This window comes from Thioalkalivibrio sp. AKL9, assembly GCF_000377825.1.
GTDB lineage: Bacteria > Pseudomonadota > Gammaproteobacteria > Ectothiorhodospirales > Ectothiorhodospiraceae > Thioalkalivibrio > Thioalkalivibrio versutus.
Genome location: NZ_KB905105.1, coordinates 65658 through 90750, shown reverse-complemented (window position 1 = coordinate 90750; position 25093 = coordinate 65658). Strand labels below are relative to the sequence as shown.

Annotated in this window: 17 protein-coding genes and 1 tRNA gene; 10 read left to right on the top strand and 8 right to left on the bottom strand. The window is 66.5% G+C overall.

Going from position 1 to position 25093, the window contains the following annotated elements:
* Positions 1-978 (top strand): electron transfer flavoprotein subunit alpha/FixB family protein, encoded by a 978-nt coding sequence (locus D573_RS0104330; RefSeq protein WP_018938233.1) that lies wholly within the window; start codon positions 1-3, stop codon positions 976-978.
* A 56-nt stretch (positions 979-1034) separates the two neighbouring features.
* On the opposite strand, the gene D573_RS0104325 is transcribed toward D573_RS0104330, so the two are convergent.
* Positions 1035-1790: a GntR family transcriptional regulator gene (locus D573_RS0104325; RefSeq protein ID WP_018938232.1), complete on the bottom strand. Its 756-nt coding sequence runs from the start codon at positions 1788-1790 to the stop codon at positions 1035-1037.
* A 433-nt stretch (positions 1791-2223) separates the two neighbouring features.
* On the opposite strand from D573_RS0104325, the gene D573_RS0104320 reads away from it, so the two are divergent.
* The 6 genes from D573_RS0104320 (at position 2224) to D573_RS0104295 (ending at position 9298) form a co-directional block, all read left to right on the top strand.
* Positions 2224-3573 carry an ABC transporter substrate-binding protein gene (locus D573_RS0104320; RefSeq protein WP_018938231.1) on the top strand — a complete coding sequence of 450 codons (1350 nt, stop codon included), beginning with the start codon at positions 2224-2226 and terminating at the stop codon, positions 3571-3573.
* 281 nt (positions 3574-3854) lie between these two features.
* A complete protein-coding gene (locus D573_RS0104315; protein WP_018938230.1) occupies positions 3855-4691 on the top strand; it encodes a DMT family transporter in 837 nt (278 codons plus the stop codon).
* A 430-nt stretch (positions 4692-5121) separates the two neighbouring features.
* Positions 5122-5700, top strand: a complete 579-nt coding sequence (locus tag D573_RS0104310; protein ID WP_018938229.1) for a 2OG-Fe(II) oxygenase — start codon at positions 5122-5124, stop codon at positions 5698-5700.
* A 101-nt stretch (positions 5701-5801) separates the two neighbouring features.
* Positions 5802-7937 carry an adenosylcobalamin-dependent ribonucleoside-diphosphate reductase gene (locus D573_RS0104305; RefSeq protein ID WP_018938228.1) on the top strand — a complete coding sequence of 712 codons (2136 nt, stop codon included), beginning with the start codon at positions 5802-5804 and terminating at the stop codon, positions 7935-7937.
* 19 nt (positions 7938-7956) lie between these two features.
* Positions 7957-8664 carry a hypothetical protein gene (locus D573_RS0104300; RefSeq protein WP_018938227.1) on the top strand — a complete coding sequence of 236 codons (708 nt, stop codon included), beginning with the start codon at positions 7957-7959 and terminating at the stop codon, positions 8662-8664.
* 205 nt (positions 8665-8869) lie between these two features.
* A complete protein-coding gene (locus tag D573_RS0104295) occupies positions 8870-9298 on the top strand; it encodes a hypothetical protein (RefSeq protein WP_018938226.1) in 429 nt (142 codons plus the stop codon).
* Positions 9299-9529: 231 nt separating this feature from the next.
* On the opposite strand, the gene D573_RS0104290 is transcribed toward D573_RS0104295, so the two are convergent.
* From D573_RS0104290 to aroB, 7 genes are all read right to left on the bottom strand, one after another.
* A tRNA-Ile gene (locus D573_RS0104290) sits at positions 9530-9606 on the bottom strand.
* A 103-nt stretch (positions 9607-9709) separates the two neighbouring features.
* A complete protein-coding gene (gene rpoD / locus D573_RS0104285) occupies positions 9710-11659 on the bottom strand; it encodes an RNA polymerase sigma factor RpoD (RefSeq protein WP_255346778.1) in 1950 nt (649 codons plus the stop codon).
* A gap of 177 nt (positions 11660-11836) precedes the next feature.
* Entirely contained in the window at positions 11837-13618 is a 1782-nt protein-coding gene (gene dnaG, locus D573_RS0104280) for a DNA primase (RefSeq protein ID WP_018938224.1), read from the bottom strand.
* A gap of 282 nt (positions 13619-13900) precedes the next feature.
* Positions 13901-18364, bottom strand: a complete 4464-nt coding sequence (gene gltB, locus D573_RS0104275; RefSeq protein ID WP_018938223.1) for a glutamate synthase large subunit — start codon at positions 18362-18364, stop codon at positions 13901-13903.
* Positions 18365-18555: 191 nt separating this feature from the next.
* Positions 18556-20430, bottom strand: coding sequence for an SPOR domain-containing protein (locus D573_RS0104270; RefSeq protein ID WP_026287948.1), 1875 nt, complete (start codon positions 20428-20430; stop codon positions 18556-18558).
* Between the two features lie 11 nt (positions 20431-20441).
* A complete protein-coding gene (locus tag D573_RS0104265) occupies positions 20442-21611 on the bottom strand; it encodes a deoxyguanosinetriphosphate triphosphohydrolase (protein ID WP_018938222.1) in 1170 nt (389 codons plus the stop codon).
* A 4-nt stretch (positions 21612-21615) separates the two neighbouring features.
* Positions 21616-22725: a 3-dehydroquinate synthase gene (gene aroB, locus D573_RS0104260; RefSeq protein ID WP_018938221.1), complete on the bottom strand. Its 1110-nt coding sequence runs from the start codon at positions 22723-22725 to the stop codon at positions 21616-21618.
* A 180-nt stretch (positions 22726-22905) separates the two neighbouring features.
* On the opposite strand from aroB, the gene rpsU reads away from it, so the two are divergent.
* The 3 genes from rpsU to D573_RS0104245 all read left to right on the top strand — a co-directional run bounded on the left by rpsU (position 22906) and on the right by D573_RS0104245 (position 25089).
* Positions 22906-23121 (top strand): 30S ribosomal protein S21, encoded by a 216-nt coding sequence (rpsU, locus tag D573_RS0104255; protein WP_018144550.1) that lies wholly within the window; start codon positions 22906-22908, stop codon positions 23119-23121.
* 39 nt (positions 23122-23160) lie between these two features.
* On the top strand, positions 23161-23607 hold the full coding sequence (locus D573_RS0104250; RefSeq protein ID WP_018176191.1) for a GatB/YqeY domain-containing protein: 447 nt from the start codon (positions 23161-23163) through the stop codon (positions 23605-23607).
* A 75-nt stretch (positions 23608-23682) separates the two neighbouring features.
* Entirely contained in the window at positions 23683-25089 is a 1407-nt protein-coding gene (locus D573_RS0104245; protein WP_018176190.1) for an FAD-dependent oxidoreductase, read from the top strand.
* The last annotated feature ends 4 nt before the right edge of the window (positions 25090-25093 follow it).

Sequence of the window (25093 nt, the reverse complement as noted above, 5' to 3'; positions counted from 1 at the left end):
ATGACGAACACGATACTGGTTGTAGCGGAAACGGCAGGGGAGACACTGGCCGCCAGCACCTTGTCTACCCTCACGGCCGCCCGCGAACTGGATGGTCCCATCGACGTCCTGGTAGCGGGCGCACGCCCCGCGGCGGCGGCCGAAAGCCTCGCCTCGATGGCCGGGGTCCGCCGTGTGCTGGTTGCCGAGGCGCCTCATCTTGCAGGCGGCCTTGCTGAGGATCTCTCCGGGTTGGTGGCCGGACATGTCGAGCACTACAGTCATGTGCTGGCGCCCGCCACCACGTTCGGTAAAAACCTGCTCCCCCGGGTGGCGGCGCTGGTCGACATCCAGATGGTTTCGGATGTCACCGTGATCCAGGACGCGCAGACGTTCGTGCACCCGATCTACGCGGGCAATGCCAACGAAACCTTGCGGGTGCTGGAGCCGCACAAGTTGCTGACCATACGCCCGACTGCGTTCGCCAAAGAGGTAGTGGGCGGCAGTGAGGCCCAGCTTGAACGCATTGACGTCGGTGAGACCCAGGCCCAGTCCCGCGAGGTCGAACTCCAACTCGACGAGTCGGACCGGCCGCAACTGGAATCCTCCGGGATCGTCGTTTCCGGGGGGCGAGCCTTCGGCAGCCTGGAGAAATTCCGTCTGCTGGAGGAGCTGGCAGCGGATCTGAACGCCGCCGTGGGCGCCTCGCGGGCAGCCGTGGATGCCGGTTATGCCCCCAACGACTGCCAGGTGGGACAGACCGGCAAGGTGGTCGCACCGGAGCTATACATTGCGGTGGGCATCTCCGGCGCCATTCAGCACCTCGCAGGCATGACCGGATCCAAGGTCATCGTCGCCATCAACAAGGATCCGGATGCCCCGATCTTCGGCGTGGCCGACTACGGCCTGGTCGGCGACCTGTTCGATATCCTGCCGGAGCTCCACGAGAAGATCCGGCAGCTGCGAAGCGAGCCGGCACCCGGTCTGGCAGAAGCTTGAGTCGTGTCCTGGCGGGGGAACCGGCGCATACAGTGGTGGTTACCCCACGGGATCGGTTACGAACGATCGATCTCGAATCGATACTTGAACGAGTCGCCACTGAAAAACAGGAACTCGTAGTCGATGGGCCGTCCGGAGCGATCGTGGGTTAGACGTTCCACCTGTAGAACCGGGTCGGCTTCCGACAGGCCCAATTCCTTCTGTACTTCACTGTTCGCCAGCCCGGCATCGATGCTGATGTTGGCCGCACCCAGCGGGATGCCCGAGAGGTTCTCCAGGATCGGGAAGATATCGCCCGAGAGGTCCTGATTGAACAAGGGGCGCCCCACATCCAATGGGAAATAGCTGATCTCCAGCGAAACCGGCACCCGGTTCAGGTAGCGCACCCGCTTCACTTCGACCACCGAGCTGCTTGTCGCACCCCCAAGGTCGAGTGCGTCGCGCACATTCTTGGGCGGGACCATTTCTTCGATTGAAACCACCCGCGCCGTTGCTTCGTATCCTTGGGCCGCCATGGCCTCGCCAAAGCCTTCCAGGCGCCGGACGTTCTGCACCGCCTTTGGTTTGCTGACAAAACTGCCCTTGCCCTGCGAGCTGAAGATCAGGCCCTCGTTGTGCAGGTCACGCAGCGCCTGGCGAATGGTGATGCGGCTGACGCCGAACCGTCGGGTGAGTTCGCTCTCGGAGGGGAGCTTCTGGTGGGGTTGATAGGTACCGTCGAGGATCCTTTGGCGCAATGTTTCCTTGATCTGGACATACAGGGGCTGCGGGGATTCCTGAAGCGTTTGGCGGTCCGGGGTGCTGGAGTCCATGGGCGCGTCTCGTTCCTCGATTCAACTCATCATATCGTGTCATAGAAGGAGTGAGATGGGTAGGGGAGCGGACGGTTTGGCTGAGCGAAGTCGGCCGTGGGGTGCCGAATACGGCAGGTGTATTGCTTGTCATGATTGCTGGCGTTCACAGCTGTTATCCGGCACTCCAATAGCGCAGGGATTCCCCAGGTTGGGGCGGTGATGCGCATGGCGGTGGAGGCCGAGGTGTTCCTTGCTGAAGAATAAAAGCCTGTTAAAACAGAAATTTGCGGATTGTTTTCCCTCGATTGCGGAGTGCGGCACGGAATCTGCTGCGTATCCGGTAGATCAGTCATGGCCTGTTAGTACAGGCAAGACCCCGAGCCGGGTCTAGTCGGCTGATCAAACGTTGGATGCGCCATTTTGGCGGACACTTTATTTTGGGAGAAGAACCATGCGTTGGAAGCCAATCGTTGCCGGTGTAGCAATCGCGGCCTTTTCCGGGGCCGCGGTGGCCGAGACGATCCAGATCCGGGTCGGGCACCAGAGTCAGGTCACCAATACGGTATCGGGCGGGGTCGTCATCGAACGCCTGCGTCTATTCGAGGAACACTTGCCAACCGATGGCAGATACGAAGATGTCGATTTCGTCGTCCAGTACGCCGACTTCGACTCCGGTCCGCCGATTACCAACCGAATGATCGCCGGGCAGCTCGAGTTCGGGGTCATGGGCGACTACCCGCTAATCGTGAACGGCGCGACCTTCCAGAATACTGGTCGTGCCGAGTCCTTGTTCGTTGCCATGACTGGGTACAACGCCCGCGGTACGGGTAATGGCATTGTGGTTCCAGTCGATTCCCCTGCGCAGAGTCTGTCGGATCTCGCCGGCCAGCAGCTTTCGACGCCATTCGGCAGTGCCGCCTGGGGTATGACCCTGGATGCGCTCAGCCAGGCCGGTATCCTGGATGACATCCAGCTTCGCGACCAGGGGCCACCGGTCGGGGTGGCGAATATCCGTACGGGTAACATCGATGCCCATTCGAACTTCACCCCATGGTCCGAGGTGATGGAGTATCGCGGGTTTGGCCGTAAGGTCTTCGACGGTAGCGAAGTCGGCCAGCCGACGTTCCATGGGACCGTGGTCCGTGACGACTTCGCGGAAGAGCATCCGCGTGTGGTTGAGGCGTACATTGCAGCCACGATGGAGGCGCAGGACTGGATCATGGAAGACCCCATGCGGGCGGCGACCAAGCTGGAAGAGTGGACCACGATCGAGAAAGAGGTGCTGTACCTGTACTTTAGCGAGGGCGGCATTACGTCGGTCGATCCGACCCTGAAACCCGAGTGGGTGGACGCGCTGAAGTATCACCATGCGACGCTGCAGCGGGAGCGTTCGGTCCCCGAACTGGACTTTGACCGCTGGGTGGACGATAGCTTCGTGCGAGCGGTCTACGAGGCTCAAGGCAAGGACTACGAGGAGCAGCTGGGCAAGATCACCCGATCCGAACCGGGCGCGCCCGGACTTCCGCCGGCCGAGGTCTGGTTCGCCGAAGAAGGCATTATCAAGTATGACTCCATTGGCGAGATGCTGGCCGCGGTCGAAGAGGTTGAGGAATCTGGTTCCGACGAGGTTCGTGCGACGTATGTCTACGACCACGGCACAGGCCTCAAGCTGTTCGGCCACGTCGCGTCGTTCGTGGAAACCGAGGACGACTACGTCGCGTTTATGCGGGCCGGTGACGCCGAGGAATATGCCAGCGCGAACGGTGGCACCACTGTCGAACTGGCCGCCCTTCGTTACTAGGGTCCTATCCATTTAGCGGGTTATCCGACTCGCCTGTCTGAGGAAGCCATGGCCGATCCGATCGGCCATGGCTTTTTTCCTGAAACGGGGTCGGCTGGTCGCACTCGCGGCGGTGAAGCTGATGGGGCAATCCAGTCGCTGTTCCCCACTGAACTCGCGGTGCGATTTCCGGCACCATGCCCTGCTCGTCACGCAACCGCTCGGGTTGCTCGGCCACCGCCGCCTCCCTCGGGGTATGGATGCATCGCATCCTCCTGTCAGATAGAAGGAATCCGAAGCCGATGCCGGTGCGCTTAGTAACGCTGATGTCAGTGGCGCTCATTGCGTTCGCCGCCAATTCCATCCTGACGCGTGCCGCGTTCACCTCGACTTCCATTGATCCGGTCAGCTTTACCGCGATCCGGATTGTCTCCGGAGCGATCATGCTGTGGCTGATCGTTCGGACCCAGCCGGCCCTTCCAGAAGGGCGGGGCAGTTGGGGGTCAGCGCTCGCGCTCTTCGTGTACGCCATCGGGTTCTCGTTCGCCTACATCTCCCTGACGGCGGCGACCGGAGCGCTGCTGCTGTTCGGCGCGGTCCAGGTGACCATGGTCAGTTGGTATCTGGCGACCGGCGAACGATTGACGTCTCGCCAATGGGTCGGCTTCGCCCTGGCTTTAGCAGGACTCATCTGGTTACTGTCGCCCGGGCTTTCGGCACCGCCACCGATTCCTGCTGCATTCATGATCGTGGCCGGCGTCGCTTGGGGTGTCTACACGCTGCGGGCGAGCGGCAGTGGTGATCCGACCCGGGTCACGGCATCCAATTTCCTCCTGGCGAGCTTGCCTGCGCTGGTCCTGGCGATGGCTTTCATTCCAGGCGCCGTCGTGGACGTTCCGGGTGCACTACTGGCCGCCGCGTCGGGCGCCCTGGCCTCCGGTCTGGGATATGCGGTCTGGTACGCCGCGCTCAAGCTCATTCGGACCTCCACCGCTGCGGTTGCCCAGCTGAGCGTGCCGGTGATCACCGCCATTGCAGGGATCGGCCTCCTCGCGGAGCCGTTGACCCTGCGTCTGGTGCTCGCTGGCATTGTCGTGTTGGGTGGAATTGCCCTGGTGGTTGTAAAGCCGAAGAGCTGAAGACCGATGTTCGGCAACGTCGCAGAACGCGACGTCAGGTGGCATTGGATCTGCCGATGACGTCCTGGCTCAGGAAAATCGCAATGACCTCGTCGGCGGTTGTCATTATTTCGCCCCGTTCTGGTGTATAAGCAAGTCTTGCATTGGATAGCGCGTTGGCAGGAGGCCTCGGCGCTTTCGACCCGCCGTTCCGGCGGCTGCCGCATACCGAACACGGTAGGCGTCAGAAAGTACTGATCGCGCATCCCCGTGCGATGTTGGACGAGGCTACAAGGGCTTGAAAACTGAACTGGTGATCCCCGCTCCCGAGACAACCACTCCGCCAAGCGCGGTGTCCGGGGCTGTAGTTCCTGCGGCAATGCTCGGGGAGGGAGCATTAAGAGATACTTCCGTTCCCGACTGGCTGTATGGGCTCGCCGTTGGCGAGCCCGTGGTCTGGCCCGACTTCCTGCCTGCGGAGACCGTCGATGCGCTGCACGACGAGGTCTACGCCCTGCGCGATGCCGCGCAGCTGGCGCAGGCGCGGATCGGTCGGGGTGGCGAGCGCCATCGCGACCGGGCCACCCGCGGTGACTGGATCCACTGGCTGGATGGCGCTAGCCCGGCCCAGCAGGCGTTCATGGAGCGCCTGGATGCGATACGGCTGGAGGTGGGCCGGTCGCTGATCCCGGGCCTGTTCGAGACCGAATCGCACTTTGCCCTGTACCCGCCCGGCACCCATTACGCCCGGCATGTGGATGCCTTCCAGGCCGGAAACTGCCGCCGGCTGTCGCTTGTGTTCTACCTCAACCGCGACTGGCGCGAGCAGGACGGCGGCCAGCTCGCGATCTATGACGATGCGGGCCGCGAATGCCAGCGCATCCAGCCGACGGCTGGCACGCTGGTGATGTTTCTCAGCCAGAGCGTGCCGCACGCGGTGTTGCCCACCCGCCGCTGGCGCGCCAGCATCGCCTCCTGGATGCGCGTGCGCGACCTGTCAGGTCCGCTCGCCAGCCTCGATCGTTTTTGACGGAGGCTGGTGGGGCTGTGTTGCAGCACTCGCCACCGGCGCCCATGATCGGATAAAGGGCTATCGGAAGCCCAGGACCGAACGCGGAGCGGCGGGCCACCATGGGCGACAGCTGGCAATCGCATGACAATGTGATATCAATTCAGGGCACGTCTCCGGACGTGCTGCTGCAACCCTCGTCGTATTCCATCTGGGCCGAGCGCTATCAATTGCGCGATGCGCACGGCGAGCCGGTGGACGCCTCGATGGAGGCGATGTTCGACCGCGTTGCGCGCGCGCTGGCGGCCGTCGAGGCGCCGGACCAGCGCGCGCCGATCGAGCGCGAGTTCCGCTGGGCGCTGGACAACGGCGCCATCCCGGCCGGGCGCATCCTGGCCAATGCCGGGGCCGAGGCCCACAAGCCGCAGACCACGCTGATCAACTGCACGGTCTCGCGCACGATCCATGACTCGCTGCAGGCCATCCTGGATGCCAATACCGCCGCCGGCCTGACGCTCAAGGCCGGGGCCGGCATCGGCTACGACTTCAGCACCCTGCGTCCGAAGGGCGCGCTGGTCGCGGGCGCCGGGGCCCCGACCAACGGACCGGTCGCGTTCATGCAGATCTTCGACCAGACCTGCCGCACCATCGGCGCGGCCGGTGGTCGCCGCGGGGCACAGATGGCAACGCTGGATATCGGCCATCCGGACATCGAGCGCTTCATCCTCGCCAAGCGCCGCAAGGGGCGGCTGACCCAGTTCAACCTGTCCGTGCTGGTGCGCGATGCCTTTTTGGAGGCCGTGGAGCGCGACGACGAATGGGCGCTGGCCTTCCCGCTGCTGCCCGTGGAACAGGACGGGGTGCCCGCATCCGATCTCGTCTATCGCGACTGGCCGGTGGTCGAGGACGGCTACCGCGTCGACGACCAGGGCCGGGTTGCCTGCCGTGTCTATCGCCGCGTGCGCGCCCGCGAGCTGTGGGACACGCTGATGCGAAGCACCTATGACGTCGGCGAACCCGGCGTCATCCTGATCGATCAGGTCAACCGCCAGAACAACGCCTGGTTCGACGAGGTGATCCGCGCGACCAATCCTTGCGGCGAGCAGCCGCTGCCGCCGGACGGGGCCTGCCTGCTCGGATCGGTGAACCTGACGGGCTTCGTCTCCGATCCGTTCACCGAAGACGCGGCATTCGACTGGGAATGCTTCGAGCGGGTGGTGCGCGTGTTCACGCGCATGCTGGACAACGTCGCGGACATCTCCGGGCTGCCGCTGCCGGAGCAGCGCGCCGAGATGCTGCGCAAGCGCCGCCACGGCATGGGCATCCTCGGGCTTGGCTCGGCGCTGGCGATGCTGGGTGAGACGTACGGCTCCGAGGCGGCCGCTGACTTCACCGCAGAGGTTTGTCGCCGCCTGGCGCTGGAGAGCTGGCGGGCCGGACTGGAGCTGGCGCGCGAAAAGGGCCCGGCACCGATCATGGACGAGGATTTCACGCTGACCGCGGACATGCTGCGGCGGCAGCCGGCTCTCGCCGAGGCCGGCTACCAGGTGGGCGACGTGCTGAAGGGCCGCGAACTGCACGCCCGCATCAGCCCCTACATGCAGCGCATCGCCGAGGAGGACCCGGCGCTGGTCGCGGCGCTCGCGGAGGAGGGCGCGCGCTTTACCCACGCCACCTCCATCGCGCCCACCGGCACCATCAGCTTCTCGGTCGCCAACAACGCCAGCAACGGCATCGAGCCGACCTTTCTCCACCACACCACGCGCAACATCCGCCGGCCCGGGCGGCGTACCCGCGAGGCGGTGGACTGCCATTCGTACGAATTGCTGGCCTACCGCGCTCTGGTCGATGCCGAGGCGGGGCCGGGGGATCTGCCCGCCACCGCGATCACCGCGGACCGGGTCAGCGTGGAGGCCCATATCCGCATGCAGGCGGCAGCACAGCCGTGGGTGGATTCGGCCATCTCCAAGACGCTCAATGTCCCGAGCGATATCCCGTTCGAGGATTTCCAGGAGGTCTACCTGCAGGCCTGGCGCGCGGGGCTCAAGGGCTGCACGACCTACCGGCCGAACCCGCAGGCGCAGATGGGTGTGTTGATGGACCCGGAACGCCTGCGCAGCACCTGGTACACCTTCACCCTGGCGGACGGCCAGGAGGTGACCCTGCGCGGCGACGAAGAGGTGGAGTACGAGGGCCAGGTGCACACCGCCGCCAATCTCTTCGCGGCGCTGGACGAGGGCTACTACGACGATGTCTGACGTCATCGGAGAGGACACGATGCACCGGATCGACCAGCCCATCATCGCCGTTCGCCGCTCGGATGTTGCGGCAGGGGAGAGTCCACCGCCGGGCGACGACAACCCGCTGGGCAAGCGTATCCCGTCGCGCCCCGAGGGCGAGCTCGAGTCGGTCACCGAAAAGGTCCGCTACTGGACCCAGGAGGGGCCGCAGACGGTCTACCTGGTGGTCAGCTTCGTGGCCGTTTCCGGCACGGTGGACGGCGAGCGCGTGACCATCGAACGCCCAATCGAATTTTTCCTGCCCACCGGGCAGCACTCCGAGTCCTACCAGTGGATCTCCGCCACCATGCGCAGCCTGTCGCTGGCGGCCCGCGGGGGCTACGCCACCCGCGCCCTGCGCGACCTGCGCAAGGTCACCTGGGACCGCGGCCCGGTCCGCTGCGGTACCAACGAATACGGCAAGCCCCTCTACCATCCCTCCGAGGTCGCGGCCATTGCCCACGCCCTGCAACAAATCCTCCAGCGCCGCGGCTTCCTCGACCCGGACGGCCAGCCGCGCCCGCTGCGCGAGCTTGCTGCCACCTTTCGCGACAAGGACCGAACCCCGGATTCCGCTGCAGCCGTGACCCTGGAGGCGCCGGCTCAAACAGCCATTGGCGCAGCCCCTTGCCCACAGTGCGGCGGCCACCTCGAGATTATCGACGGCTGCCCCACCTGCCGCGACTGCGGCTATTCCAAGTGCTAGTTCCTTCGGCGACAGGAAAGGGCGCGCAGCCTCCCCGTGGTCCGCCCGAACAAACCGAGGCCACCGGCCCCTGACTCGTCGGTGCCGGTGGCCCTCATCGCGTATCCACCAGCATGGATAACCCCTCGGCCGGCAGGGCCGCCGTGGAAATCTCAAAGGGGGTCTCGTAGTCTCCCCGGCTCGTCCATTCCGCCCTGGAGACATCGTGGCCACCATCCTGAACCCGTACGCCGACGAGCAGCCCGAGTCGAAGCACATCGTGCTACGTGCCCGCAGTGGCCAGGCGGTCTCCGCCGATTTCACCCTGCAGGATCGGCGCGGGCGCGAAAGCGCGGCGGAATACCTGTTTCATCTCTATTCCACCATCAAGCAGAAGCTGGGCGAACCGGTCCTGGATACTACTGCACCATCGCCGGACGACCAGACCGCCATGCAGCGACTGATCCTGTACTCGGCCGGAGCCCACGACACCATGTTCGGCACCTTTAATGCCTCCAGTGCGTCCTCGGAGATGCCGGAGGAGGAGCGAAACGAGTTCGTGGAGATCTTCTTGCTGGCCAGCGCCACGGTCATCGAGGGACAGCGGATCACCGTCGACCTCCAGCGCGGCCTCATCACCGCCGAGGCGCCCTGAGCGCAAGGTCCCGCGCGGGGCCGCTGCCGCAGGGGGCGTATTGCCCGTGCAGATGGGTATGGCTGCATGCCGGCTCGTTTCAGGGACGGCCTTGTGCCGCAAAATCGCGGATGGGAGTCGTGGGCCCGGTTGGGTGTAGGCCGGCCGCGTAGCGGCGCGAAGCACGGCTTCGCGAGGCCGGAACGGCGTGCGCCGGGATAGTCCGACCCGCCCCGACAAGAGCGAAGCGAATGGTGGGCCCGGTCGGACTCGAACCGACGACCAAGGGATTATGAGTCCCCTGCTCTAACCAACTGAGCTACAGGCCCGTATTCGGGGGGCGTACAAACGACTGCGGCGCCATTCTACCCGCAAGGGGAAGATGGCGCCGCATCGCTAGGTCGGGTTCCGGCCGCCGGGCCGGGACGCCGGTTACTCGGCGTCGGTGTAGGTGCGCAGCAGTTCGGCGCGGGTCGGGTGGCGCAGCTTGCGCAGGGCCTTGGCCTCGATCTGGCGGATGCGCTCGCGGGTGACGTCGAACTGCTTGCCGACCTCCTCGAGGGTGTGGTCGGTGTTCATGTCGATACCGAAGCGCATGCGCAGGACCTTGGCCTCGCGCGGGGTCAGCGTCGACAGGATCTCGCGGGTGGCTTCCGTGAGGCTCTCCTGTGCGGCGGAGTCGGACGGCGAGGCGACCTTCTCGTCCTCGATGAAGTCGCCCAGATGCGAGTCTTCGTCGTCGCCGATCGGGGTCTCCATGGAGATCGGCTCCTTGGAAATCTTCAGCACCTTGCGGATCTTGTCCTCGGGCATCTCCATGCGCTCGGCCAGCTCTTCCGGGGTGGCCTCGCGGCCCATCTCCTGCAGCATCTGGCGGGAGACGCGGTTGAGCTTGTTGATCGTCTCGATCATGTGCACCGGGATGCGGATGGTGCGCGCCTGGTCCGCGATGGAGCGGGTGATCGCCTGGCGAATCCACCAGGTGGCGTAGGTCGAGAACTTGTAGCCGCGGCGGTATTCGAACTTGTCCACGGCTTTCATCAGGCCGATGTTGCCTTCCTGGATCAGGTCGAGGAATTGCAGGCCGCGGTTGGTGTACTTCTTGGCGATGGAGATCACCAGGCGCAGGTTGGCCTCGACCATCTCTTTCTTGGCGCGACGGGCCTTGGCCTCGCCGATCGACATGCGGCGGTTGATCTCCTTGATCTCGGCGATGTTCAGGCTGGCCTCGCGCTCGATCTCGGCCAGCTTCTTCTGCAGGCGCACGATCTCGTCTTCGTGCTGGGCCAGGGCGTTGGTGTACTTGCCCTTGGCCTTGCAGGCTTCCTTGATCCAGTCGAGATTGGTCTCGTTCTTGGGGAAGCTGTCGATGAAGGCCTTGCGCGGCATCTGGGCCTGTTCCACGGCCAGCGCCATGATGCGGCGCTCGTGGCGGCGGACGTGGTCGATGCTGCCGTGCAGCTGAGTGGTCAGCTGGTCGACCATGCGCGGGATTAGCTTGAACTCCATGAAGTACTTGGCGGTGGCCTCGCGTGCTACAGCGTAGGCCTCGCGGTTGCCCTTCTCGAAGGCCTTGTGCGCCTTGGCGTGCAGCTTGCGCAGCTTTTCGAAGCGCTCGCGCGCCTCTTCCGGATCCGGGCCGGTGTCTACCGGCTCGGCGGCTTCTTCGTCTTCCTCGGCGTCTTCCACCTCGTCGACGATGGCATCCAGTTCGGCGCTGGCCTGCTGCTCGGCGGCGGCCGCCGCGGCCGCCTTCTGTTCGTCCTGGGCCTTCTGGGCCTGTTCCGGCGTCACCAGGCCACGGGCCACGGCCTCACCGTTGGCGTGATCATTCGGGTCGATGAAGGAGACCACCAGGTCGGTCAGGCGGCCATTGTTCTCGACGATCCGGTCGTATTCACGGATCAGCCGTTCGATCGCGCCCGGATGGTGGGCGAGCGCGAACAGGACCTGCATCAGGCCCTCTTCGATGCGCTTGGCGATGCGGATTTCGCCTTCGCGGGTCAACAGCTCGACCGTGCCCATCTCGCGCATGTACATGCGCACGGGGTCGGTGGTGCGGCCGAAGTCGCTGTCGGCGGAGGCGAGCGCCGCGACGGCGTCCTCGGCGTCGTCGTCGGCCGAGACCGAACCGTCGGACAGCAGAAGACTGTCGGCGTCCGGGGCCTGCTCATGCACCGCGATGCCCATGTCGTTGATCATCGCAATGATGTCCTCGACCTGGTCGGAGTCGATGATGGAGTCGGGCAGGTGGTCGTTCACCTCGGTATACGTGAGGTATCCCTGCTCCTTGCCCTTGGCAATCAGTTCCTTGAGCTGGGATTGCTGCTCTTCACGATTCATTGCGGTCGTACTCCGAGGTGCTTGTTTGAGCCGTGGCAAGACGGCTCAAGGAAAGTGGGACGCAGAAAAATCAATCCTACATTGTAGCAGAAGATTCTTATATTGCCGGTGGCCTGATGGATTCTCGGGTCAAAGCTGGGTCGCGACCCGGCTCTGGGGCGACCTCCTTGACCGCTATGTTGAGGGCGAATCCGGGCGCTTCAAGCCCCGGCGGCGCTATTTGGGCAGGTCGAACCGCTGCAACTGCTGGGTAAGACGGGCGAGCTCGGCGCGTTGTTCCGTTCCGAGTTCGGAACCGGGGCGAGTCAGTTCACGAATTCGCAATCGATAGTGCTGACGCAGGAGCTGGCGGGCGCAGTCCAGCGCCGTCTGGCGGGTGACCGCTGGCTCGCCGTCGTTGAGCTCCTGGTGGGCCAGGGCCATGAGTCGCTGAAAGTGGCGTTGGTCGCGAAAGCGCTCCAGCAGGCCGGCCGTGTGGCGTCCAGGGCTCTCGTCCAGGGCCGCGAGGACATTACGCAGGGTCTCGGCGGCCGCTCCGGGCAGCTCGACGACCTGGCGGAACTCGGGCTGTGACCAGTCCAGTTCCGGGTGCTGCAGGACGCGGGCGAGCAGGGCACCCCACAAGGCCGGGGCGCTCTCGCCGCGCGCGGGCGCACGGCCGCCGGGCGTGGCGGGGAGCTCGTGACCCGGGCCCGGTTCAGGGTTGCGGGCAGGCTGGGGTGGCTGTTCCGACAGGACCTGTTCCAGTCGCTCCTGGCTGAGCCCCGTCTCCTGTCCGATGCGTTCGACGAGTTGGTCACGAAACAGCGGATCGCGGGCGGTGGCGACCAGCTTCATCGCCGCGTGGGCGAAGCGGGTGCGGCCTTCGGCGGTGTCGGTGGGGTGCTCTTCGCGTTGCAGGCGCATCAGGGTCTCGGACAAGGGCAGGGCGCCGGCGAGGCGCTCCTCCCAGCCGGCCAGGCCGTCGCGCAGGACCAGGCTGTCCGGGTCGTCGCCCTCCGGCAGGAACAGCACGCGCACTTCGCGCAGGCCCTGGATCGCGGGCAGGGCCTCGCCCAGGGAGCGCCAGGCGGCGCGGCGGCCGGCGGCATCGCCATCGAAGCACAGGGTGATGCGCGAGACCTGGCGGAACAGGCTGTCCAGGTGGGCACGGGTGAGCGCGGTACCCATACAGGCCACCGCGCGGTGGAACCCCGCGCGGGCCAGGCCGACCACGTCCATGTAGCCCTCGACCACCACGATGTCGTCCAGCCGGGTGCCGGCCTTGCGCGCCTCGAACAGGCCATAGATCACCTGGCCCTTGTGGAAGACCTCGCTCTCCGGACTGTTCAGGTATTTCGGTTCGCCGTCCTCGATCAGGCGCCCGCCGAAGCCGGTGATGCGCCCGCGCCGGTCGCGGATCGGGAACATGATGCGCGCGCGGAATCGCTCGCGGATGCCGCCGTCGTCGCGCCGCGCGGCCAGGCCGGCATCGACCAGTTGCTGCGGAGTGAAACGTGGCTTGAGCGCCTCGATCAGCCCCGAAGGCGGGGCCCAGCCGATCTGGTAGTTGCGCGCGGTGGCGCCGTCGATGCCGCGGTTCTTCAGGTAATCGACCGCCTTCGGCGTCTGGCGCAGTTGCTGCACGTACCACTCGGCGGCCGCGTCCAGCGCGTCATACAGCGGGGCATGGGCCTCGCGGCGGTCGTCGTCCCCGGCCTCGCGCGGAACCTCGAGCCCGGCCTGTTCGGCCAGCTGCTCGATCGCCTCGGGAAAGCTCAGGTTCTCGTACTCCATCAGGAAGCTGATGGCCGTGCCATGCGCCCCGCAGCCGAAGCAGTGATAGAACTGCTTTTGCGGGGAGACGTAGAACGATGGCGTCTTCTCGCCGTGGAACGGGCAGCAGGCCGCGAACTCGCGCCCGGCCTTCTTCAGGCTGACGCGGCGCTGAATGATCTCGACGATGTCACTGCGTTCGAGCAGATCGTCGATGAACGCCTGGGGGATGAGGCCTGCCATGGAGTCGCTGCGTGTTCCTCGGGGTCGTGCCGGTGGTTGGGTTCGCATGATAGCCCGGAGGGGCCGGTGGCCGTCAGGGCATCGATCCCTTCACGTCAGTGCGAGCCCCTAAGCGCCGTCATTGCGTCCGTAGCGAATCAATTGGTTGATGGGGGCAAGCGGTGGGGCTCGGGTGGTCGGTCCTGGAGATTGCTTCGCTGCGTTCGCAATGACGCATTTTCGCGGGCGCAAACAAAACGGGCCCCGTGAGGGGCCCGAATCGTAGTGCTGCCGGATGGCGGGTCAGGCGGCCTGGCGCAGGTTGGCCAGCAGGCCTCGCAATTCCGAGGCCTTGGGCTTCACCAGCCAGAACGAGCCCTGGTAGTCGTCGAAGCGTTCCAGGATTTCGCGGCCCCAGGCGCTGTCGGTCTCGTGCACGAATTCCGTGACGAGTTCCTCCAGGTAGTTCCGGTGCGCCTCCATCTCCTCGGTGTCGAGGCGGTGCAGGTCGATCAGCTCGTTGTTGATGCGGTCCGGGAAGTCGTTCTCCCGATCCAGCACGAATGCGAAGCCGCCGGTCATGCCCGCGCCGAAGTTGATGCCGGTATTGCCCAGCACCACCATCACGCCGCCGGTCATGTACTCGCAGCCGTGGTCGCCGATGCCTTCCACCACGGCGATCGCGCCGGAGTTGCGCACGCCGAAGCGCTCGCCACACTGGCCGGCCGCGAACAGCTTGCCGCCGGTCGCCCCATACAGGCAGGTGTTGCCCATGATGGTGGTGTCGTGGCTGGCGAAGCTGGAGCCCTCCGGCGGCCGGATCACCAGCTTGCCGCCGGTCATGCCCTTGCCGACGTAGTCATTGGCATCGCCTTCCAGGTACAGGTGCAGACCGCCGGCATTCCACACGCCGAAGCTCTGCCCGGCCGTGCCCTTCATGCGCACGGTGATCGCGGCGTCCGCCATGCCCTGATTGCCGTGGCGCTTGGCAATCTCTCCGGACAGCCGCGCGCCGATCGAGCGGTCGGTGTTGGCCACGTCGAAGTGGTATTCGCCACCCGCCTTGCTCTCGATGGCCTGGAGCATCTCCGCGACCATCTTCTCGGCGAGCTCGCCCTTGTCGAACGGTTCGTTCTTCGGCGCCTTGCAGAAACGCGGCTTGTCGGCCAGGTCGCCGCTGGCCAACAGGCCGTTCAGGTCCAGGTGCTGCTGCTTGGGCGTCTCGCCCGGCAGGATCTCCAGCAGGTCGGTGCGGCCGATCAGGTCGGTCAGGCTGCGCACACCCAGCTTCGCCATCCATTCGCGGGTCTCGCGGGCGACGAACTGGAAGTAGTGCATGACCATCTCGGGCAGCCCGATGAAGTGGTTCATGCGCAGCACCTTGTCCTGCGTGGCCACACCCGTTGCGCAGTTGTTCAGATGGCAGATGCGCAGGTACTTGCAGCCCAGCGCCACCATCGGTCCGGTGCCGAAGCCGAAACTCTCGGCGCCCAGGATCGCGGCCTTGATTACGTCCAGGCCGGTCTTCAGCCCGCCGTCGGTCTGCAGGCGCACCTTGTCGCGCAGGTCGTTGCCGCGCAGGGTCGCGTGGGTCTCGGACAGGCCCAGCTCCCACGGGGTGCCGGCGTACTTCACCGAGGTCAGCGGGCTGGCGCCAGTGCCGCCGTCGTAACCGGAGATGGTGATCAAGTCGGCGTAGGCCTTGGCCACGCCGGCGGCGATGGTACCGACCCCGGCCTCGGAGACCAGCTTCACCGAGACCAGCGCATCCGGGTTGACCTGCTTGAGGTCGAAGATCAGCTGCGCCAGGTCCTCGATGGAGTAGATGTCGTGGTGCGGCGGCGGCGAGATCAGGGCCACGCCGGCATTCGAGAAGCGCAGCTCCGCGATCATCTTGTTGACCTTGTGCCCCGGCAGCTGGCCACCCTCGCCGGGCTTGGCGCCCTGGGCGACCTTGATCTGCAGGACTTCGGCGTTGACCAGATAGTGCGGGGTCACGCCGAAGCGGCCGGAGGCCACCTGCTTGATCTTGGACATGCGCTCGGTACCGTAGCGGGAGACGGCCTCGCCGCCCTCGCCGGAGTTGGAGCGTCCACCGAGGCGGTTCATCGCGGTGGCCAGGGCCTCGTGGGCCTCCGGCGACAGCGCGCCCAGGCTCATGCCGGCGGAGTCGAAGCGCGGCAGGATGTCGGCCTCGGGCTCGACCGCGTCAAGCTCGATCGGCTCGATGTCGTCGCGGACCTTGAGCAGGTCGCGCAGCACGGTCACCGGGCGTTCGTTCACCAGGTCCGCGTATTCCTTGTAGATCCCGTAGTCGCCGGACTGCACCGCGCGGTGCAGGGTCTGGATCACGTCCGGGTTGTAGGCGTGGTACTCGCCCCCGTGGACGTATTTCAGCAGACCGCCCTGGCCGGCGCTCTTGCGCGGGTTCCAGGCACGCTTCGACAGCGTCTCCAGATCCGCCTGAATGTCGGCGAAGCGGGTGCCCTGGATGCGGCTGGTGGTGCCCTTGAAGCAGGTCTCCACGATTTCGTCGGACAGGCCGACGATCTCGAACAGCTGCGCGCCGCGGTAGCTGGCAATGGTGGAGATGCCCATCTTGGACAGGATCTTGAACAGGCCCTTGTTGATGCCGCGGCGGTAGTTCTGCGCCAGGGTCAGCGGGTCCGCGTTCGGGATCTCGCCGGACTGGCACATGCCGTGCAGCGCGGAGTAGGCCAGGTACGGATAGATCGCGGTGGCGCCATAGCCCAGCAGCACCGCGAAGTGGTGCGGGTCGCGCACGGTGGCGGTTTCGGCGACGATGTTCGCGTCGGTGCGCAGCTTGGCGCCGATCAGGGCATGGTGAACCGCGCCCACGGCCAGCGCGGCCGGGATCGGGCGGCGTTCCGGGTCGATGCCGCGATCCGACAGGACCAGCACCACGGCACCGTCGCGCACGGCCTCGACCGCGTGCTCGGTCAGGGCCTTCACGGCGTCCTCCAGCGAGCCGGAATGGACGTCGTAGTTGAGGTCCATGCGCTCGACGCGGAAGGCGTCCTCGGTCTGGTTGCACAGCTCGCGGAACTTGGCCTCGGACAGCACGGGGGAGTCGGACACCAGGCGGTGGGCGTGGTCCGGGGTCTCCTCGAACAGGTTCTGTTCGCGGCCGAAGCAGGTCTCCAGTGACATCACGATGCTTTCGCGCAGCGGGTCGATCGCCGGGTTGGTCACCTGGGCGAACTGCTGGCGGAAGTAGTCGAACAGCGAACGGGTGTGGCTGGAGAGCACTGCGAACGGGGTGTCGTCGCCCATGGAGCCCACGGCCTCCTGCCCGGCCTCGGCCAGCACGCGCAGGATCTGGTCGCGTTCCTCGAAGGTCACGTCGAACAGTTTCTCGTAGGTCTCCAGGCGCTCGGGCGGCATCGGCTCGCCGGAGAACAGCTGGTTGTCGTCCAGCTGGCTCTTCAGGTGCTTCACGTGCGCGCGCAGCCACTGGCGGTAGGGCTGGCGGGTGCGGTTGATGCGGTCGACGTCCTCGGGCTGCAGCAGCTCGCCGGACTCGGTGTCCACGGCGAGCATCTGGCCGGGCTTCAGGCGTCCCTTGGCGACTACGTCCTCGGGGGCGTAGTCATACACGCCGATCTCGGAGGCCAGGGTGATGTGGCGATCCTTGGTGATCACGTAGCGCGCCGGGCGCAGGCCGTTGCGGTCCAGGGTGCAGGCGGCGTAGCGGCCGTCGGTCAGCACGATGCCGGCCGGGCCATCCCAGGGCTCCATGTGCATGGAGTTGTATTCGTAGAACGCGCGCAGGTCGGAGTCCATGTGCGCGACGTTCTGCCACGCCGGCGGGACCAGCAGGCGCATCGCGCGGAACAGGTCCATGCCGCCGGCCAGCAGGACCTCCAGCATGTTGTCCAGGCTCTGCGAGTCCGAGCCTTCGAGGTTGACCAGAGGTTCCAGCTCGGCCAGTTCCGGCAGCTTCTCGGTGGCGAACTTGTGCTGGCGCGCGATCGCCCAGTTGCGGTTGCCCTGCACGGTGTTGATCTCGCCGTTGTGGGCGAGGAAGCGGAACGGCTGCGCCAGGCCCCACTGCGGGAAGGTGTTGGTGGAGAAGCGCTGGTGGAACACGCAGATTGCCGTCTCCAGTTCCGGGCGCTTCAGGTCCGGGTAGAACACCGGCAGGTTGGCCGGCATCACCAGACCCTTGTAGGAGAGTACGTGCGCCGACAGGCTGGGCACGTAGAACACCGGGTCGTCGCCCATCGCGATCTCGGCGCGGCGGCGCACCACGAACAGCGCGCGCTCGAAGTCGGCCGCGTCCATCTCCGCCGGGGCATTGATGAACACCTGCAGGATGTGCGGCTGGCTCTTCATTGCCTCGGCGCCGCAGGCCTCTTCCGGATTGACCGGCACTTCGCGCCAGCCGGCAAGCCGGAGCGGGCCGCGCTCGATGGCGCTCTCCACGGCGGCGCGGGTTTCGGCGATCTTTGCCGGGTTGATGAACACGATGCCGGCGGCGAAGCGCTCGGCCAGTTCAATCTTCGACTCGGAGGCGAGGGTGCGCAGGAAGGCCTCGGGGGTCTTCATCAGGAGCCCGCAGCCGTCGCCGGTCTTGCCGTCGGCGGCGATCGCGCCGCGGTGGGTCATGCGTTCCAGGGCCTTGATCGCGGTGTCGACCACCCAGTGGCTGGCTACGCCGTCCATGTGCGCAATGAGGCCGAAGCCGCAGTTGTCGCGCTCGAATTCGGGGCGGTAGAGGGTGCCGTTCAGTTGGTTCTGTCGCATTGGTCAACTCCGGTCGCAGCGCGCGGGGCCGTACGCGGGCGCGGTACGTTGGTCAGGGCCGTCCCTGGAAAAAGAACACGGAAAAAGGCGCAGGAATATAGCCGAACCGTCATTCTCCCGGCAAACCGGGGCCGGTCAAGAAGACACGACATCGACGCAGGTTAAGTCGTGGTGACCAAGCAGCGCGGGGATCAGTCGCGCACGGCGTTCTGGACCGAGCCGATGGAGCGGATCCAGGGTTCGTCGCGGCGCACGGCGGCGGGCAGGTCCTCCGCGGCGCGCTGGGCGGCGGCCCGGTCGGGGAAGACCCCGGCCAGGATGACCACGAATTCGCGGCTGTTGACGCGCGTCGGGATATAGCGGATCCCGCCCAGGTCGTGCTGATCGGCATAGGCCCGTGCGGCCCCCATGTTCGGCGCGGCCAGCAGCTGGATGGTCGTGGCGCCTCCGTCCTGGTCGTTCAGCCAGGCGCGGTCGTTGCGCAGGCGCTCGGCGTCGGCATCCTCTGCGGCCGGCTCTTCGGTGGCGGGTTCCGGCTCGGGCGTGGGCTCGGGCGTGGGTTCGGGTGCCGGTTCAGGCTCCGGCTCCGGAGTGGTTTCTGGCTCGGCCGGCGGTTCGGATGCGGGCGCCGTCTCCGCGGGTTCCGCCGCCGTCTCGGGTTCGGGCTCGTCTGCGGCCGGGTCCTGGGGGGCGGTCTCCCGCTCGGTCGGTTCGGCTTCGGCCGGAGGGGGCAGGTCCAGGGGGTCGGCCACGACGACCTCGTCGTCGGTGGTGGCTTCCGGCCCCTCGGGCGCGGGTTCCGGCTCGGCCTCGGTGATGCGCGGCTCGGGCAGGGGTAGTTCGATGATCTCGCTATCGGTCGGCGCGGATTCCTTCTCCAGCAGTTGCCAGGCGACCGGGGCGGCGATGCCCAGAGCCACGGTGATGGCTACCGCCGGGACGAACCAGCGCTGGTTCCAGAAGGCGACGTTCTCCGCCGCTGGCGGCTCCGGGATGCGGTGATCGGCGTCGATGCCGCCCGGTTCGCCCGGCGGCGCCTCGGGGGCTGTCTCGCGGGGCGGGTCGGGTCGCGGAGTGGACGCGGCAAGAGCCTCGGCCGCCGGGGTGAAGCGGTCGTCGTCCGGGTCGCGGCTGGCGCGGATGGTCGTCTCCGGGGCCGTTTCGCTCGCCGGCTCGGCCTCGCGGGTGGAGGGGGTGAGCGCGGGCTCCCCGTCTTGCGGTTCGATGTCGGTGTCTGTCTCGGCCGCCTCGCCCGCGGCCACCCCCGGGGCAGTGCTGCCGGCGGCTGTGGCTGCGGCGACGGTCCGGCGCTCGCTGCGGCACTGGCGTTCGAGGAAGCTGTTGGCTTCGCGGTTGAGGTTGCCGGGCAGGCCCTGACTGGTGGTCTGCAGGTGATGGATGGCGTCTGCATCCAGCAGGCGATCGGGGTCGGCCAGGCCCGCGGCCTGCAGGCGGTGGCGCAGGTAGGCCGCGGTCTGCTCCAGGTTGAACGCGCGCAGGCTGACGCGAGTGACCTGGTCCTCGTCGGAGGGGTCGGGCAGGTAAAGGCGGCGGCGCAGTAGCCCACTGGAACCGACCAGGATGATGCGCGGGGCGCGGCCCTGCCTGGCAAGGATCTCGCTGCGCATGCGCATCAGGTTGTTGACGATGTCGGTGCCGACCAGGTGCGCGTCATCCATCGCGATAACCGGGTCGACGCCTTCGGCGACGCGGTCGCCAAGGAGTTCGGTCAGTGGGCGGTCGGGATCGTCCGCGTTCTGCGAGCGCAGGTAATTGCGGATGGTGTTGTCCACCGACTCGAACTGGGTGTTGATGCGCGCACGGAAGGCGATCAGCTCGAACGGGTCGGGCAGCATCGCCAGCAGTCGCATCAGCTGGAGGCTGCGGCCGGAACCGTTCTCGCCGGTCATCAGCACGACTGCGCCGGGGCCGTTCAGGGCAGCCCGCGCGGACTCGAGCAGGCCATCCAGCAGCGGGTCGCTGTAGATGAAGGTCTCGTCGGGCGCGTCGTCAAACGGAGGCGCGTGCAGGCCGAGGTGTTCCAGGCATTGTTCGGAAAGCGCCATCGAATTCCTTTTCAGGTCAGCGTGCCCAGGTCGAACAGGCGGTGGTGTTCACGGATGGCGTGGCGGTCGGTCATGCCGGCGATGTAGTCGGCGATGGCGCGTTGCGGCCCGTGCGCGTCGTGGGTGGCCATCTCGTCGGCATGCCGCTGGTAGTGCTCGGGCATCAGGCGTGGCTCCGACTCGAACGCGGCAAACAGATCGTGGATCAGCTGGCGGGCCTTGTGCATTACCCCGTGGACCTGGTGGTGATGGTAGAGGTTCTCGCGCAGGAAGCCCTTGAGCTCGCGCGCCTGTTCCGCCATCTGCGGGCTGAAGCGGATCAGTGCCTCGCCGGCGCGGCGTACGTCGTCGGGGGTTTGCGGGCGCTCGTGGTCGATCGCGGCCTGGCTGGTCTCGATCAGGTCGCCGACCAGGGCGTCGATCATGCGCCGGACGGTCTCGTGCTGGATGCGACGGGGGTCCAGGTTCGGGTACCGTGCCTGGACCGTCTCGCGGCAGTCGCGGAACAGGGTGACCTCGGCGAGGCGGTCCATGGTGAGCAGCCCGGAGCGCAGGCCGTCATCGACGTCGTGATTGTTGTAGGCGATTTCGTCGGCGACGTTCGCGAGCTGGGCCTCGAGGCTCGGCTGTTCCTTCTGCAGGAAGCGCACCCCGATCTCGCCCAGCTGGCGCGCCTTCTCGGGTGCGCAGTGCTTGAGGATGCCCTCGCGGGTTTCGTAGGTGAGGTTGAGGCCGTCGAAGTCGGCGTAGTGGCGCTCCAGCAGGTCGACGATGCGCAGCGACTGCAGATTGTGCTCGAAGCCGCCGTGCTCGCGCATGCAGGCATTCAGCGCGTGCTGTCCGGCATGCCCGAAGGGGGTGTGGCCGAGATCGTGCGCCAGCGCGACGGCCTCGGTCAGGTCCTCGTTCAGTTGCAGGGCGCGCGCGATGGAGCGCCCGATCTGCGCGACCTCCAGCGAATGGGTCAGGCGGTTGCGGAACAGGTCGCCCTCGTGGCTGATGAAGACCTGGGTCTTGTACTCCAGCCGGCGAAAGGCGCTGGAATGCACGATGCGATCGCGGTCGCGCTGGAAATCGCTGCGGTGACGCGGCGCGGCCTCGGCCTGGGCGCGGCCGCGCGAACGTACGGGGTCGCAGGCGTAGGGCGCCAGGCCCGGTGCGGCCGCGCTGGGGATGGCCATGGTTTCAGGCGACACGGGCATGCTCGTGCAGGGTGTCGTCCAGGGCGTCCTGATCGAACGCGTCGGTGAGGACGGCTTCGCCAATGCCGCGCAGCAGTACCAGGCGCAGGCGGCCGCTGGCCACCTTCTTGTCGATCGCCATCAGCTCGCGGAAGCGGTCCGGGGTCACCGCCCCCGGCGGTTCCAGGGCCAGGCCGGCGCGCTGGATCAGGGCCTCGGCGCGTTCACGACCAGCGGTATCCAGCCAGCCCATGCGTTCGGACATGCGTGCGGCCATGGCCATCCCGGTGCCCACGGCCTCGCCATGCAGCCAGGCGCCGTAGCCCATGCCGGCCTCGATCGCGTGGCCGAAGGTGTGGCCCAGGTTGAGCAGGGCGCGAATGCCGCCCTCGCGCTCGTCGGCGGCGACGATCTCGGCCTTGCAGGCGCAGGAGCGACGGATGGCGTAGGCCAGTGGCTCGGGTTCCAGTGCGCGCAGGGCGTCGATGTGTTCCTCCAGCCAGGCGAAGAACTCGGCGTCGCGGATCAGGCCGTACTTGATCACCTCGGCCAGGCCCGCCTGCAGCTCGCGCTGGGGCAGGGTCTTCAGCGTGTCGGTGTCGATGACGACGGCGCGGGGTTGATGAAAGGCGCCGAGCATGTTCTTGCCCAGCGGGTGATTGACACCGGTCTTGCCGCCAACCGAGGAGTCGACCTGGGCGAGCAGGGTGGTTGGGACCTGAACGAAGTCGATACCGCGCTGGTAGATCGCGGCGGCAAACCCGGCGATATCCCCGACCACCCCGCCGCCCAGGGCGACGATGCGGCTGCCGCGATCCAGGCGCGCCTCCAGCAGCCGGGTTAGGATGGTCTCTACCGTCGCGAGGGTCTTGTGCTGTTCGCCGTCAGGCAGTTCGATCCATAGCGGGTCGCTGCTGATGTCGCAGGCGGCGAGGTTCCGGCGCAGGGCGTCGCCATACAGCGGCCCGACCGTGGTGTTGGTCACCACGGCGACGCGCCGGCGGTGCAGCGCCGGCCGGAGCCGCTCCGGTTCGCCCAGCATGCCCGGCCCGATGTGGATCGGGTAGCCGCGTTCGCCCAGTTCTACGTTGAGACTTTCCATGCCCGTCATCATAGCGTGCGGGCCGACGGCGGCGTAAGCCGGGCATTCCGCATGGTGCGGATCGCTTCACGGACTTTTGCAATTGGCGCCGGTTGGATTACCATAGGGAGTTCTGCATGGTCGCCCGGAGTGTTTGGCGGCCGGTTTTGTTATTTTTGATCGAGATGATCCTGCATCCGTTTCGGAGATTGTATGCCGCACGTACGAATTCGTGAGAACGAGCCCTTCGAGGTCGCCCTGCGCCGTTTCAAGCGCACCTGCGAGAAAGCCGGCGTGGTCGCGGAAGTCCGCCGCCGTGAGTACTACGAGAAGCCGACCACCGAGCGCAAGCGCAAGGCCGCTGCCGCGGTGAAGCGTCAGCTGAAGAAGAATTCCCGCGACATGACTCGTCGGGTGCGTTTGTACTGAACCCCGTCCGGGTGGCTGCCCGGACCCGAGGACCCAAAGATGTCGCTCAAGGCCCGGTTGCAGGATGACGTCAAGCAGGCCATGCGGGCCCGGGCCAAGGACCGCCTGGCTGCATTGCGCATGATTCAGGCCGAGGTATCGCAGTTCGAGGTGGACGAGCGGCGCGAGGCCGACGACGACACCGTGCTGGCGATCCTCAATCGCATGCTCAAGCAGCGGCGTGATTCCATCGATCAGTATCAGAAGGGCGGTCGCGAAGACCTCGCCGAGCGCGAGGCCGCCGAGGTCGTCATTATCGAGGAATACATGCCCGAGCCGCTGGACGCCGCCGCGCTGGACCAGTTGGTGAGCGAGGCGATTGCCGAGACCGGAGCCAGTGCCCCGGGTGACATGGGCCGCGTCATGGGGGTGCTGAAACCCCGGGTCTTCGGGCGTGCGGACATGGGCCAGGTGAGCCAGAAGGTCCGCGCCGCCCTGCAGGGCTGACTACGGGCCGGATCCCGGCCGAACTCCCCGGGCCCATCGCGGCCCCTATCCCGATTTCGTCGGAGCGAGTGTTCCATGGCTTCCAATCCGATGCAGTTCCTGGACCTCCCGCGCCAGGACCCCCAGAAGACTCCCGCCGAGATCCGGATCCACGAATTCGGCGAGATCATTGGTCAGTTCGATCCCGCCACGGCCGGTCAGCAGGCCGGCCGTTGCCTGGCCTGTGGCAATCCCTATTGCGAATGGAAGTGCCCGGTCCACAACTTCATCCCCAACTGGTTGAAGCTGGTGGAGGAAGGCAATCTGTTCGCGGCCGCCGAGCTTTCGCACAAGACCAACTCGTTACCCGAAGTCTGTGGCCGCGTATGCCCGCAGGATCGTCTGTGCGAGGGGGCCTGCACCCTGAACGACGGCTTCGGCGCGGTCACCATCGGCTCGGTCGAGAAGTACATCACCGACGAGGCCCTGAAGGCCGGCTGGCGCCCGGATCTGTCGGATGTCACCCCGACCGGCAAGCGTGTCGCAGTGATCGGCGCCGGGCCCGCGGGATTGGGCTGTGCGGACATCCTGGCGCGCAATGGCGTGCAGGCGGTGGTGTATGACCGCTATCCGGAGATTGGCGGTCTGCTGACCTTCGGCATCCCGCCGTTCAAGCTGGAAAAGCACGTGATCCGCACTCGCCGCGAGATCCTCGAGGGCATGGGCGTCGAATTCCGTCTGAATATCGAGATCGGCCGCGACATCGCGATGGACGCCCTGCTGGAGGAATACGACGCCGTGTTCCTCGGCATGGGCACCTACACCGCGATGCAGGGCGGCTTCCCCGGCGAGGACCTGCCGGGCGTTTATCCCGCCCTGCCGTTTTTGATCTCCAATATCCGCCAGGTGATGAACTGGCCGCAGGAAGAAGGCCACGAGTTCATCGACATGGCCGACCAGCGAGTGGTCGTGCTGGGTGGCGGCGACACCGCGATGGACTGCAACCGCACCTCGATCCGCCAGGGCGCGGCATCGGTGACCTGCGCCTACCGCCGCGACGAAGACAACATGCCCGGTTCGCGCAAGGAAGTGGTGCATGCGCGCGAAGAGGGTGTGCATTTCGAGTTCAACGTGCAGCCGGTGGAGATCGTCGGCGACGGCAAGGTCGAGGGCGTGAAGGTCGTGCGTACCCAGATGGGCGCCCCGGACGAACGTGGCCGCCGCCGTCCCGAGCCGGTCCCCGGCTCCGAACACGTAATCCCGGCCGACCGGGTGCTGATCGCCTTTGGCTTCCGTCCGTCTCCCTCCGACTGGTTTGCCGACTACAAGATCGGCATCGACGAGGGTGGCCGTGTGCAGACCGCGGGCGAGCATGCCTTCCAGACCGGCAATCCGAAGGTCTTTGCGGGCGGCGACATGGTGCGCGGCTCCGACCTGGTGGTCACCGCCGTCTTCGAGGGCCGCGAGGCCGCCGAAGGCATCCTTGAATACCTCGGCGTTTGAGCCT